The 13,701-nt window shown below is 64.2% G+C and carries 9 protein-coding genes and 1 tRNA gene; 4 read left to right on the forward strand and 6 right to left on the reverse strand.

Going from position 1 to position 13,701, the window contains the following annotated elements:
- Window positions 1-952 (forward strand): DUF6504 family protein (locus X726_RS145035; protein WP_023672120.1); only part of this gene is annotated, 952 nt, incomplete at its 5' end.
- Window positions 949-4,221, forward strand: a complete 3,273-nt coding sequence (locus X726_RS145030; protein ID WP_023672121.1) for an error-prone DNA polymerase — start codon at window positions 949-951, stop codon at window positions 4,219-4,221. The genes X726_RS145035 and X726_RS145030, both read left to right, overlap by 4 nt.
- 120 nt (window positions 4,222-4,341) lie before the next feature.
- On the opposite strand, the gene X726_RS145025 is transcribed toward X726_RS145030, so the two are convergent.
- The 4 genes from X726_RS145025 to X726_RS145010 all read right to left on the reverse strand — a co-directional run bounded on the left by X726_RS145025 (window position 4,342) and on the right by X726_RS145010 (window position 6,983).
- Window positions 4,342-4,584 carry a Trm112 family protein gene (locus X726_RS145025; RefSeq protein WP_023672122.1) on the reverse strand — a complete coding sequence of 81 codons (243 nt, stop codon included), beginning with the start codon at window positions 4,582-4,584 and terminating at the stop codon, window positions 4,342-4,344.
- A 30-nt stretch (window positions 4,585-4,614) separates the two neighbouring features.
- A complete protein-coding gene (locus X726_RS145020; RefSeq protein ID WP_023672123.1) occupies window positions 4,615-5,286 on the reverse strand; it encodes an LON peptidase substrate-binding domain-containing protein in 672 nt (223 codons plus the stop codon).
- 111 nt (window positions 5,287-5,397) lie between these two features.
- On the reverse strand, window positions 5,398-6,405 hold the full coding sequence (gene trxA, locus X726_RS145015) for a thioredoxin (RefSeq protein ID WP_023672124.1): 1,008 nt from the start codon (window positions 6,403-6,405) through the stop codon (window positions 5,398-5,400).
- Between the two features lie 80 nt (window positions 6,406-6,485).
- Window positions 6,486-6,983: a prolyl-tRNA synthetase associated domain-containing protein gene (locus X726_RS145010; protein ID WP_023672125.1), complete on the reverse strand. Its 498-nt coding sequence runs from the start codon at window positions 6,981-6,983 to the stop codon at window positions 6,486-6,488.
- A gap of 216 nt (window positions 6,984-7,199) precedes the next feature.
- Between X726_RS145010 and X726_RS145005 the strand changes: the two genes are divergently transcribed.
- Window positions 7,200-7,274: transfer RNA gene (locus tag X726_RS145005), tRNA-Gly, on the forward strand.
- Window positions 7,275-7,597: 323 nt separating this feature from the next.
- On the forward strand, window positions 7,598-9,625 hold the full coding sequence (locus tag X726_RS1000000168225) for an SAM-dependent methyltransferase (RefSeq protein WP_245272153.1): 2,028 nt from the start codon (window positions 7,598-7,600) through the stop codon (window positions 9,623-9,625).
- Between the two features lie 20 nt (window positions 9,626-9,645).
- Here X726_RS1000000168225 and X726_RS145000 read toward each other — a convergent pair whose 3' ends face one another.
- Both X726_RS145000 and X726_RS144995 read right to left on the reverse strand, forming a co-directional pair.
- A complete protein-coding gene (locus X726_RS145000; protein ID WP_023672127.1) occupies window positions 9,646-10,326 on the reverse strand; it encodes a redoxin domain-containing protein in 681 nt (226 codons plus the stop codon).
- A 19-nt stretch (window positions 10,327-10,345) separates the two neighbouring features.
- Window positions 10,346-13,630: an adenylate/guanylate cyclase domain-containing protein gene (locus tag X726_RS144995; RefSeq protein WP_023672128.1), complete on the reverse strand. Its 3,285-nt coding sequence runs from the start codon at window positions 13,628-13,630 to the stop codon at window positions 10,346-10,348.
- Between the last annotated feature and the right edge of the window lie 71 nt (window positions 13,631-13,701).

Genomic DNA, 13,701 nt, shown 5'->3' on the forward strand with positions numbered 1-13,701 from the left:
GCTCGCCCGTCGCTTCGGCGCGACCTTGCTGTTGCGGCTCGACCAGGCGCTCGGCCGTCTCGACGAGGCGGTATCGCCGCGCCTGCCCGTGGCCCCGCTTTCGGTCGAACGCCACCTGGCCGAGCCGGTCGTGCTGACCGCCGAGATCGAACGGCTGGTGCTCTTGCTGGCGGTGACGCTGAAGGCCGATCTCGAACGCCGCGGCGAGGGCGCAAGGATGCTGGCGCTGCTTTTGTTTCGCGTCGACGGCGCCGTCAGCCGCATCGCTGTCGGTACCTCGCGACCGTTGCGCGAACCCAAGCTTATCCAGCGCCTGTTCCATGAGCGGCTGGCCGCGCTCGAACAGGACATCGATGCCGGCTACGGCTTCGACCTGGTGCGGCTTTCGGTGCTGGCGGCCGCCGGCTTCGACATGCAGCAGGCCGATTTGACCGGCGAGACCGAGGATGACGGCGCCGACATGGCACTCTTTGCCGACCGCATCCGCGCCAGGCTCGGCGACAGTGCGGTGCTGAAACCGGTCGCCCTCGAGAGCCATCTGCCGGAGCGCGCCATCGCCACCATCCCGTTCTCGGAAGCGCCACAACGCAAAACACCGCTCAGGAAGCCGGGCTCGAAAGACGCGCCGCGCGCAACCATCTTCCCGCCGGAACGGCCGATCCGGCTGTTCCGTTCGCCCGAGCCGATCGAGGTGCCGGCCACCGAAATGCCTGAGGGTCCGCCGATGAATTTCCGCTGGCGCCGCGCGCTCTACCGGGTCGCGCGCGCCGAGGGGCCGGAACGCATCGCGCCGGAATGGTGGCGTGAAACGTCAAGCGATCCGCTCACATCGACGCGTGACTATTTCCGGATCGAGGATGCCGACGGCCGCCGCTACTGGCTCTATCGGCAAGGCCTCTATGGCAACCCGCAGGTGCCGCCGCGCTGGTTCATGCATGGGGTCTTCGCATGAACGCGCTGACCGTCATCCCCTATGCGGAATTCGGCATCCAGTCGAACTTCTCCTTCCTGCGCGGCGCCTCCAAGCCGGAGGAGCTGGTGGTGGCGGCCAAATTCCTCGGCTTTTCCTCGATCGGACTGGCAGACCGCAACACGGTGGCCGGCGTCGTGCGCGCCTGGCAGCAGGCCAAGGTCGAGAAGCTCGCCTATCACCCCGGTTGCCGCCTGGTGTTCGGCGACGGCACGCCGGACATTCTCGCCTATCCGCAGAACCGCAAGGGCTGGGGCCATCTCTGCCGCATGCTGACGCAAGCCAATTTGCGCGATGAAAACGAGAAGGGCGCGACCCTTCTCCAGCGCAGCGACCTGCTCGAATGGGGCGACCTGCTGTCGCTGGCGGTGCTGCCGGATCTCTCGGCGAATGCCGACGATCCCCTGGCATTGGTCCGTCAACTGAAAGACCGTTTCGGCGCTAATTTGCGGCTAGGCATGGCGCCGGATTATCGCGGCAATGACCGTTTCCGCATCGAGCAGGCGGCGGGCATGGCGGACATCGCCGGCGTGCCGCTGATGGCGACCAACGACGTGCTTTATCACAGCGCCGAGCGCCGCTCGCTGCAAGATGTGCTCACCGCCATCCGCCTCAATTTGCCGGTCGCCGAGGTCGGGCTGGAGCTGACGGCCAACGCCGAGCGCCATCTGAAGCCGCCGCTGGAAATGGCCCGTCTCTTCCGCCGCCATCCACCGGCGCTGGCCGAGACGCTGCGCTTTGCCGGCGAACTGACCTTCTCGCTCAGCGACCTCCAGTACAATTATCCCGACGAGCCGACGCAATCAGGGCTTGGGCCGCAGGCCGAGCTAGAGCGTCTGGCCAGGGAGGGGGCCGCCACGCGCTATCCGGCGGGCGTCCCCGCTTCCGTCTTGCAGCGCATCAGTGAGGAGCTCGCTCTGATCGAGCGTCTGAATTATGCGCGCTATTTCCTGACCGTTTACGACATCGTCCAGTTCGCCCGCAATGAGGGCATTCTGTGCCAGGGCAGAGGCTCGGCCGCCAACTCGATCGTCTGCTACTGCATCGGCATCACCGAGGTCGGCCCCGAGCGCATCGACACGTTGTTCGAGCGCTTCATTTCCGAGGAGCGCAACGAGCCGCCCGACATCGACGTCGATTTCGAGCATGAGCGGCGTGAGGAGGTGATCCAGTACATCTACTCCAAATACAGCGCCAAGCGCACCGCGCTGGCTGCCGCCGTCATCAGCTATCGCGGCCGCTCGGCGCTGCGCGAGGTGGCCAAGGCCATGGGCCTATCGGACGATGTCCGCATTGCGCTCTCCAGTTCGATCTGGGGCTGGTCGACCTCGGAGCTCGGCGAGAAGGAGGCGCATGCCGGCGGCCTCGACCGCAACGAGACCTCGACCCGTCACGTGATCGCCCACGCCAACGAGATCATGGGCTTTCCCCGGCATCTGTCGCAGCATGTCGGCGGCTTCGTCATTACCCGCGACCGGCTCGACGAGATCGTCCCCATCGTCAAGACGGCGATGGAGGCGCGCAAGATGGTCGAGTGGGATAAGGACGATCTCGACGCGGTGAAGATCCTGAAGGTGGATATTCTGGCGCTTGGCATGCTGACCTGCCTGAAGCGCGCCTTCACCTTGCTCACCGACCATTATCCGAAGGCCCGGGATGATTACGGCCGACCCTATGTGCTGGCCACCCTGCCGCCGGAAGAGAACGACGTGTACGACATGATCTGCCGCGCCGACACGCTCGGCGTCTTCCAGATCGAATCGCGCGCGCAGATGTCGATGCTGCCGCGTCTACGCCCGCGCGAATTCTACGACCTGGTCATCGAGGTGGCGATCGTGCGGCCCGGCCCGATCCAGGGCGACATGGTGCACCCCTATCTGCGCCGTCGGCAGGGCAAGGAAGCGGCTGAATATCAAAAGCCAGAGCTGGAGGCTATTCTCAAGAAGACACTCGGCGTGCCGCTGTTTCAGGAACAGGCGATGAATATTGCAATCGTCGCCGGTGGTTTCAAACCCGGCGAAGCCGACGAACTACGCCGCGCCATGGCCACCTTCAAGCGCACCGGCACCATCGGCAATTACCGCCAGCGCATGATCGACGGCATGGTCGGCAAGGGATACACCAAAGACTTCGCCGAGCGCTGCTTCAAGCAGATCGAAGGCTTCGGCGAATACGGCTTTCCCGAAAGCCACGCCGCCTCCTTCGCTTTGCTCGTCTATGCCTCCTGCTGGTTCAAGACCTTTTATCCCGACGTGTTCTGCGCCGCGATCCTGAATTCGCAGCCGATGGGGTTTTACCAGCCGGCCCAGCTGGTGCGCGACGCGCGCGACCATGGCGTCGATATCCGCGACGTCGACGTCAATTTTTCCGACTGGGACTGCACCCTGGAGAAAGCCCAATTCGATCCGGGCCGCATCCTGGGGCGCCATGCCGAAATGCGCGGTGTCATCAAGACCCGGTACGCCGTCCGGCTTGGCTTCCGTCAGATCAAGGGCTTGGCCGAGAAGCGTATGGAAGCTTTCACCGCGCGGCGCGGCGCCGGCTATACAAGCGTCAGGGATGTGTGGCTGCGCTCGGGCCTCGATGTCGGCGAAATCGAAAGACTGGCGCAGGCTGACGCCTTCCGCTCGCTCGGCCTCGACCGTCGTGAAGCCTTGTGGGCGGTGCGCGCGCTGGATGGCAAGAGCGCCGCCGAACGGCTGCCGCTGTTCGACCAGCCGGCGATCCGGCTGCGCGAACTCGAGCCCGAGACAAAACTGCCGACAATGCCGCTCGGCGAGCACGTCATCCACGACTACCGCGCGCTCGGCCTGTCGCTGAAGGCGCATCCGGTCGCCTTCCTGCGCGAGCGGCTCGACCGCGCCGGCGTCATTCCCAATGCCAATCTCGGCTCGGTGCGCGACGGCAGGCGGGTCTCGGTCGCCGGCCTGGTGCTGGTGCGGCAGCGGCCCGGCAAGGGCAATGCGATCTTCCTGACGCTGGAAGACGACAAGGCCGTCGCCAACGTCATTTTCTGGGAGCGGACCTTTACCCGTTTCCGGCCCATCGTCATGGGCGCGCGCTTCGTCAAGGTCACCGGCAAGCTGCAGTCGGAATCCGACGTCATCCACATCGTCGCCGAGAAGATCGAGGATTTGACGCCGTGGCTGACGGTGCTGCTGGAAGAGATGACGCCGGCTGCCCGGCCCGACATTGCCACCCTCTCGGACAAAGCTGAAAGGGTCATGCCCAAGGGGCGGAATTTTCAGTAGGCAAGTGCAGGGCGGTCGGGAGCCCATGACATTAATGCCGGCAAGGGCAGAGGGGGGCGCGAAGGATCGCCAACAGAATGGCTTCTTAGGCTGAGGTCCGTTTGAACCACCCCTGGCCCTTCAGCCCGGCCCACCCAATCGCGGCGGCGACAGCACGTCTTCCGCCGAAATAGTCCGCGCCTCCGAGGGCAGCATGATCGGGATGCCGTCGCGCACGGGATAAGCGAGCTTGGCAAGCCGCGAGATCAACTCGCCGCGCACCGGGTCCCAGGCCAGCGGCCCCTTGGTCAGCGGGCAGGCCAGCAGCTCCAGCAATTTTGGATCGACATTGACCGACTTGCCGTCACGCCCATCCGCAGCCATTGGATCCCCCTTCAGCCATCGGCTCAGCCCTTATTGCAGGCTGGAACCAAAGTCCTCATTCTCGCGCGCCAGCGCCATTTCGGTGATGGCGATCAGCGTCTCCGCGCGGGCTTTCAGGTCGGGCGCCTCCAGCAGCGCCTGTTTCTCGGCCGGTCCGTAGGGCGCCATCATCGACAGCGCATTGACCAGCATGGTGTTCTCGGCGCGGCTGACGCTTTCCCAATCGGCTTCGAGATCGTTGGCCTGCAGATAAGCGCGAAACGCTTTCAACAGCGCCGGCCGGTCGACCTCGCTTGCCGCCTGGTCTTCGGCAAGATCGGTGAGGAACGGCGCCAGCTTGCATTTCCGGAAAGGCGTCTTCACCGGCAATTCGCTGGTGATGCGGAAACGGCAGACGCCCTGCAGCGAAACCAGATAGCGGCCGTCGCCGCTCTCGGCCATCGAGATGATGCGCCCGGCGCAGCCGACATTGCACAGTTCCGGCTCCCCGTCGGCGCGCAACGCGCCATTGAGGCTGGGCTGGACGATGCCGATCAGCCGCGCGCCGGCGATCGCCTCATCCACCATCTGCAGGTAGCGCGGCTCGAAGATGTTGAGCGGCATGCGCCCGCCCGGCAGCAGCAGCGCGCCGGCAAGCGGAAACACCGGAATGGTTGCCGGCAGATCCTTGCCGACCCGGTAAAATGCGTTTCCGACCTGCACCTTCACTCCTCCGACCCGCTTCGGGCGCGATGTTATCGGCCTAATCTGGCGCGGCGGCCGCCGACCGCAAGGCCCGACAGCCACGCCCCGGCAATTTGGCCGGCAAACGGCTCAGGAAAACAGCAGCGACGACAATTTGCGCCGTGCCGCCAGCGTCGCCTCGTCGGTCATGCCCCAGGCCTCGAACAGTTTCAGCAGCTGCGCCCTGGCGCCGTCCTCGTTCCACGTCCGGTCGGCTTTTATAATCGCCAGAAGATTGTCGGCCGCCGCATGGCGCTCGCCCTTGGCGTTCTGGATCATGGCGAGGTCGAAACGCGCCTGGTGGTCGCCGGGATTGGCGGCCAGTCGCTGCTCGAATTCAGCTGGATTGCCAAGTGCTGCCGCTTCCGCAGCCAGCGTCATCTTGGCACGCAGCGCGGCAAGTGCCGGCGCATTTTTCTTGGCCTCCGGCGCCGTTGCCAGCAGCGCCTCGGCGCCGTCGCTGTCGCCGGCCTCGAACAGAAGCTCGCCCAGCCCGGCAATCGCCTCGATCGTCTCCGGCGCTTGCGCCAGGATGGCGTCGTAAATGTCGGCTGCGGTCTGCGCATCGCCCGCCGCATGCGCTTCCGCCGCCGCGGCCAGTGCTTCGGCCACCGGCGGCGCACCATTGCCCTTGCCGCCGACCTTGGTGATGAACTCGGCGATCTGGCTCTCGGGGATGGCGCCCATGAAGCCGTCGACAGGCTGGCCGTCCTTGAAGGCGATGACCGCCGGGATCGATTGGATGCCGAGCTGGCCGGCGATCGAGGGATGATCGTCAATGTTCATTTTGACCAGCTTGACCTTGCCGCCGGCGGCCTTGACCGCCTTTTCCAGAAGCGGCGTGAGCTGCTTGCAGGGCCCGCACCACGGCGCCCAGAAATCGACCAGTACCGGCTGTTTGCGCGATTCCTGGATGACGTCGGCGGCGAAAGTGGCGGTCGTGGTGTCCTTGATCAGCTCGCCAGCGGCAGGTGCTGCGCCGGGTGTCGGGCCAAGTGCCGACTTGGCCGGCTCGGCGCCGCCATATTGCACGGACGTGGTGTACTGGCCAGAATTGCCGCCGAATTGGCCGCCAAACGGATTGTTGTTGTCGCTCATGTCGTCGCCCTTCCGATCGCGCCCAGCGGAGCAGCGCGACGTCCTTAACTAGAGGTCAGTTTTCGCCATCCATGTGGCGATCAAGCCGAGACTTTCAAGATAGCAGCATCATGTCCGGTTGCCTCGACGAATCTGATGAGGTCGGCGGACGCGATCGACGTCGTCGCCTCATTGGTCAGCGGATGCGCGTTGACTGTCGCATGTGCTATCAAATCCTGGTCGAGCACCACTTTGACCCGTCTTTCGGTGTCGTTGATCAGCCCGAACACGGTGACCGCGCCCGGAATGACACCGAGCAGCTCCATCAGCATCTCCGGCTTGCCGAACGACACCCGGCCGGCGGCGCCGATCATCGTGTGGATCTGCTTCAGGTCGACGACCGCCTCCTCGCCGACGCTGACCAGGAAGAAATTGTCCTTCTTGTCCTTGAGAAACAGATTTTTCGTGTGCCCGCCCGGTATCTCGCCGCGCAGCGACTGCGAATCGGCCACCGTATAGAGCGGCGGATGGCGCACGGTCGACACTGATATGCCGAGATCGGCAAGAAAGGCGAAAAGCTCGGCTTCGGTCTTCGGCATTGGTGGTCTTCCCCTGTATCGGCGCGCGGCAAAGCCGTTTACGGCCAATGATGCCGCCGAGACAAGACCGTCATGCGGGAAGTCGATGAACCACCCGCGTGGCCGACAAGGTTCCGCCAAGCGATTTGGCGCGACCAAAAAGCCCGTCATTTCCCTGTTGCAATCGCCGCGCTCTTCAGCCATATAGGCCCGGCTTGCGGCCAAAGGGCCGTGTGAGCGGGTGTAGCTCAGGGGTAGAGCACAACCTTGCCAAGGTTGGGGTCGAGCGTTCGAATCGCTTCACCCGCTCCAGTTTCCTCTAGGGGAATCAAGCGATGAAGAGGCGCCTTTCGGGGCGCCTTTTGCTTTTTCCAGACCGGCGATGTAAGCGCGTTGCGGGACACTTGTTCTCCCTCAGAACCAGGCGCGGGTAGTACGGCGTGGCGCATAATCCCTTGGTTTCCAGTTCGGCGAACGGCGGCAGCGCATCCGAAGCGCTTGCTTGGCTGGCGTTGCGGAACGCCGCGTCCGAATGCGGCTCAGGCTCGCGCTTGGTCGACCCGCAGCCCCTGCGCGCACTCCCGGCGGGACGCAAGTGGGCGCATGAGATTGCCAAGGTAATCTTCGATGGCCTCATGGCAGGAAGCCTGTCGGTGCCGGCACAATTGGCTGCCGGATGGGCGAGGTTCGGCAGCGCAACCACCGCGTTGATCATCGAACTCGGCAAGATCTGGGACAATCCCGCAGCAGCTCGCCGCGTCCAGTACCAGCTTGAGCAAATGCTTCTCGAAGCCGACGATCTTGCCGCGCCGCGCAGGCTGGCGCGAACGCTCGGAGTTCGCGTCGACGCTCGCAATCCGACCGCGACCGAACTGCCGGAAGGCATCGATCAGATCTATGCCCATCTGATGCTGGATGGCCGGATCGAGGCTGTCGTGCAGTTCGGTGCACTCGGGACGGTGACGAGCGATCATTGGATTGAATTGATCCTGGATGTAGTGCCTGCTGAGCGGCTTGCGGGAGGATCGCCTGCACCGCAAAAGGGCGCCGGCGCGACCACGTCAAACACGCCTGCAGCCGAGGTATCGTTTGCCATGGCGGGAAGCGAGCCCGATCAGGACAGCCACTTCGGCAAACTCGCGCAATTGGCTGCACAGGCGCATGACCTGGTTCGGTCGAGCGCTGAACCGTCAGAGCCTGTTACGCCGCGCCGCGCACGGGTCGCGGACAAGCACGACAAGGATCGCACGGCGTTCTGGAACAGCTATTTCGCGACCGAGGATCCCTGGAACTACAGCTCGCTCTATGAGCAGGAAAAATATGAGCGGCAGATCGAGATCCTGCCTGCCGGTCCCATCGGGCGGGCGCTTGAGCTGGCCTGTGCGGAGGGCCATTTCACGCGGCAGCTGGCGCCGCGCGTGGGCCATCTGACCGCAACCGACATCTCCGCCATAGCCATCGAGCGAGCCCGCGCCCGATGCAACAATCAGGCGAATGTCGAGTTCGGCGTACTCGATTTCGCTGCCGACACGCTGCCGGGTGAGATGGATCTGATCTTCTGTTCGGAGGTGCTCTACTATCTGGACGATCTCGCCGAGTTGCGGCGCATCGCCAAGAAATTTGCCGAGGCGTTGGCGCCTGGCGGTAGTTTCATCAGCGCACACGCATTCGTGCTGCGTGACAATGTCGAAAAGACGGGCTTCGACTGGAACACATTCGGTGCCCAGGCGATCTCCGAGACGCTGGCAGCGACCGAAGGCCTGGTGCTCGAGCAATCGATCCAGACCGAGCTCTACCGCATAGACCGCTTCCGCCGCCTATCGCCGGGCGATGTGGCGACGGACCCGGTGATCGATCATGTGCCGATCCGCGCGCCCATCGAAATCGGCGTCGCGCGAAATATCGTCTGGGGTGGGGCGCGAGCCTTGCGCCGCGACGTCGCACGTAACGAGCAGCGCCGGCATATCCCTGTCCTCATGTATCACGGCGTTGCCGATGAAGGTCCGGCCGCGCTCGCTCGCTTTCGGCTCACGCCCGCCGCATTCGCCAGCCAGATGGGATGGCTGCGCGCCAATGGCTTTCACGCCATTGGCTCCGAGCAGCTGGAAGCATCCATCGCCAACCGTCAGCCTTTCGTCGGCCGCCCGGTGCTCATCACTTTCGATGACGGCTTCCAGAACTTCGCCGACCATGCCTGGCCGATCTTGCGCGCCAACGACCTGAACGCGGAAGTGTTCCTGGTGACGGACCTGGTGGGCGAAAGTGCAAAGTGGGACACCGACATCGGTCCGCCGACGCCGCTTATGGGCGCCGGGACGGTGCGACGCCTCGCTGCCGAAGGCGCCTTCTTCGGCAGCCACATGGCGACGCATCGCGCCATAGATGGTCTGTCGAGCGCTGACCTGGCCTCCGAGCTCCTGCGCTCTCGTCTGTTCATCGAACGCTGGACCGGCCGGCCAACCAGGGCGTTCGCGGCCCCCTTCTCCGTCACCGACCGACGGCTTGGCCGGCTGGCTAGGGAGTGCGGCTATCGAGTAGGCTTCGGCCGCAGGCACGGGCCGGCGGACCTCCATAGCGATCTCATCGACCTTCCGCGCATCGAGATTCGCGGCGACCGCTCGCTCGATGACTTTGTCGCCACTGTCGAGGCCGTGCTCGGATAAACGGTGAACTTGTCAGTTCATTATTGGGCGACTTGCGACACGGCTGACATCAGCTCCTTCGGGTTTGGGGCGCCAAACATGTATCGCCCACCCTCCGGGACCTCCGTGAAGCTCCAGCGGACGATCCCCTGCCGGTCCAGCAGGAACTGACCAACCAGTTGTCCGTGTCCCGTGGCCATCATCTGCTCGTCGGCTTCGGTCAGTTCGTAGTGGTCCTTCTTGTCGAGGATTGCGGCGGCTGTCATCGGATCCATGGGACCGGGCAATTCGCCAGGTATGTCGACCCGCATGTCCTGTGCCGCTGCCATCGCGACCTTGTACGGCCAGTTCGTCTCGTTCTCGGTGAATTCGAGATTGGGCAGTCCAAAAGCACGATGTGAAGCGCGTTCCGGGTCCGACGCCGCAAGCAGGTTCGGCATTGGATGGTAGCGGAAATAGAGCCGCGCCCGTTCGATCGGCGTGTTGACCACCGTCAGGCTCTCCACGCCCTTTTCGCGCAGCTCCGGATCGAGACGCGCCTGAGCGGCGATGTGGCGCCGGCAAAACGCACAATGCAGACCTCGAAACAGGCCGACCAGCACCGGTTTTTGCCCGCGAAAGTCGTCAAGCGCAATCTTGCCTTCCTGGGTAATGGCGTCGAGTATCAGGTTCGGCGCCCGGTCGCCCGGTTGAAGCGGTATCAATCCACTAGGCGCGGACATGTCCAACCCCCTATCCCGGCTAGTCGAGAAAAGGCAGCACCACAAGCGCTTCCGGGTCGAGCCCGTGCTGGGCGCATATACCCTGCGCCAGGGAAAAGTAGCGTTCGGCCTCGGCCAGATTGTCGAGGTCGAGATTAAGCGTTGCGAGTCCATCATAGCACGGAAACAGCAGTTGGGGCTCGCCCGTTTCGCGGGCTACCTCCAGTGCTTCGTGGAACAAGCCGATCGCCAGTTCCGGATGGCCGTTGCACTGGTGGATCTGCCCAAGCACGATCAACGGCACTGGCAGGTGCTCGCGCTGGTCGAGCGCCCGGTCAATCTCGATGGCCTTCTCGGCAGCAGGCACGCCCTCCGTTGGACAGCGATCCGTGAAAGTACAACAAGCTACCGCCAGATTGGCGAGGAGGCGCGCCTGGAAACCCAAATCGCCAATACGGCGCGCCACTTCAAGACCGCGCCGACAGACCTCCATCGCCTTCGCCGGATCGATGGTCGTGTAGAGCACCCCGAGATTGGTGTAGCCGCGGCAGGCCGCGCCCAGCAGACCGGCGGCTTCGGCCAATTCAATGCTGCGCTCAACCTCACGCACGGCTTCATGGTTTCGCCCAAGGCGAGCCAGCGCAACAGCCTTGGTATTAAGTGCCTCGGCGGTCACGAGGGTGGCATCATCGGAGACATGTTCCGTTGTCAGAGAGCGTACGCAATCCAGCGCCGCGTCTGCCCATTTTGCCGCGAGAGTGTGATCTCCGCTGCGGAACGCCTGTCGGCCACGTTCTTGCCAGAGATGCGCCTGCTCGATCGGGGCATCCGCTCCATCGAGGAGCGCTGCCGCTTCAGCGTAGCGCGATTCCGCGTCGTCCCGCTTGCCCACGTCCCAAAACAGCCGACCGATCTTGCGCAAAACGCGCGCCGCCGCGACACGATCGGCTGACTCGCGATAGGCCTGCAGCACCGCCTCGTAGTGGCGGTGTGCAATCTCGCGGCGGCCTGCCGGGCCGCTCAAATCGGCAATGCGCTCTGCAATTGCCAGTTTGAGCGGTGTTTGCCCGATCGCGCCCAACGCAGTCAGTGCTCGCTCGTAGAAACGAAGGGCGTCGTCATTGGCGTATATCATGCGAGCGCGATCTCCCGCCGCCTGCAGGTAATGCGCGCCCCTCTCCCGCTCGGCGCTCTGAGCGAAATGATGACCGAGCACGGCCAGATCCTCGAACCGTTCCGGCTTGTCGCCGCACAGTTGCTCCAGGGCGGCACCTACCCGGCGGTGGATGTCGGTCCGGCGTTGCAGGAGCAGATTCTGGTAGATCACGTCCTGCAGCAATGTTTGCGTAAAGCGGTAGCTTTGCGACGAGACCGAGCCTGATCCGGCAACTTCCTCGATGATTTCCGCATCGCAAAGCAGTTCGCAGCCCGCTTCCAGTCGGCCGGGGTCGGCTGCCACGGCTTTCAGAAGCGTGGCATCGAAGCGCGGGCCGATTACCGCGGCTTCCTGGGCCAACCGGCGCACCTCTTGCGGCAGCCGGTCGACGCGAGCAAGCAACATTGCCTGGATCGTGGCGGGGATGCCGGTTGCGACTTCGCCTGCCACGGTCCGCCATTGCTGGCCCTCGCGCACCAATACACCGCGATCGATAAGGCCGCGAACGATCTCCTCCAAGAAAAGCGGGTTGCCGCCCGCGCGCTCGAGGATCTGGTCGAGAAGCCCTCCTGCGGCGTTTACCCAGCTCTCGCCGAAAAGCGCCGCCACCAGGCGGCGTCCGTCATCGCTGTCGAGCGGCGAAAGCCTGAGCGCTGTGTGGCTGACCCGACTTGAGTCGAGTTGGTCGTTGTCCGACGCCGGACGATGCGTGACCAGCAACATCAGCCGCGTGCGTTCCAGTCTGTCCATCACGAAACGCAGTGCCTCGAGCGAGACGGAGTCGGCCCAGTGCAGGTCTTCGACGACAATCAACAGCGGCGACAACGCAAGCCGCCGTTCCATGATTGTGCGGACCGCGTAGAGAATTTGCCGCCGCAGCTGCTCGGGCTCGACATGCTGCAAGGTGGCATCGGGGTCGCCGAGGCCAAGCACATGGTAGAGCAAAGGCATCAGCCGCTTCGCCTCCTCGCCCTGCAGGCCGAGATCGGCAAGCAAGGCTGCGAGCTTGCCCCGCATTTCGTCCCCATTGTCGTTTTGCATCATCCCGGCAGCGCTGCGCACCACTGCACCCAGGGCGCCAAATGATTGTTCACCCAGCGGTGAGCACGTGGCCTGCCGCACGGCGACGTTGCGAAAACGATCCTCGTCGCCGACGCGGGCGACGAACTCCTTCACCAACCGCGACTTCCCGATACCGGCTTCGCCGACGAGGCGGACAAGCTGGGCCGAGCCGCCGCACGCCAAGTCAAGGCTCGCCAGCATTCTGTTGAGCTCCGCATCACGACCTATTATGGGCGCACTGAGGCCGAGCGCCTCGAGCCCGCGCGCTGCACGCGGCGCCGCAAGCGGTGCATCCAGTCGGTGGACGAGCACACTGCCAGCCTTGCCGCGAAAGACGACATCGCCCAGCGACTCGTACGAGAAGGCATGCCGGGTCAGCCTGTGCGTGAGTTCGCCCACCAGCACCTCACCCGGTGCAGCCAGCGATTGCAGGCGTTGCGCCGTATTCACCGTGTCGCCGGTCACCGAATAGGATTTGGCGGTGCCGATGCCCAATCCGCCAGTAACGACCGGACCCGTGTTTATGCCTATGTGGAGCAGCAGCGGCGAGCCGGAGTGGCGGGTGCTTTCACCGAGCCGCGCCGTCCGGGCGATCATGTCGAGAGCGGCTCGAAGCGCACGTTCCGGATCGTCCTCATGCGCGACCGGCGCACCGAATAAGGCGAGCAGAGCGTCGCCGATGAATTTGTCGACGAAACCACCAAAGCCTTGCACGGCCGCCGTCAATTCCTTGAACAGTTCGTTCTGCAGCGCCTGCATGACCTCGGGGTCGAGCTGCTCGCTGAGTGTCGTGAAGCCGCAGAGATCGGCGAACAGCACCGTTACCGTTCGTCGATCGGCGTCGGAGACGGAATGCGGCCCCTCTTCGCTTTCGATGTTCGGCGATGGAGCTCGAGAGGGCTGCGCAATGGTGCGGCTTGGTGTCGGAGCAGGCCGTTCGGCAGCTTTTGCGGACGCACCGACGCTTGCCCCACATTTAGGACAGAACTCGAAATCAGGTGCGCAGGCGTAGCCGCAACTGGCGCATGGCACGGGCTGGCGGCGGCCACACTTCGGACAGAAGGCGTAACCGCCCTCGATCTCGAAACCGCAGCCCGAGCAGTTCATGGACACCTCACCAGAGCATGATGCCGAAGAGTGTGAAGCGGTTTTCGGACGACATCATGCTCTATCTCTTT

The organism is Mesorhizobium sp. LSJC285A00 (assembly GCF_000503155.1).
Classification (GTDB): Bacteria; Pseudomonadota; Alphaproteobacteria; order Rhizobiales; family Rhizobiaceae; genus Mesorhizobium.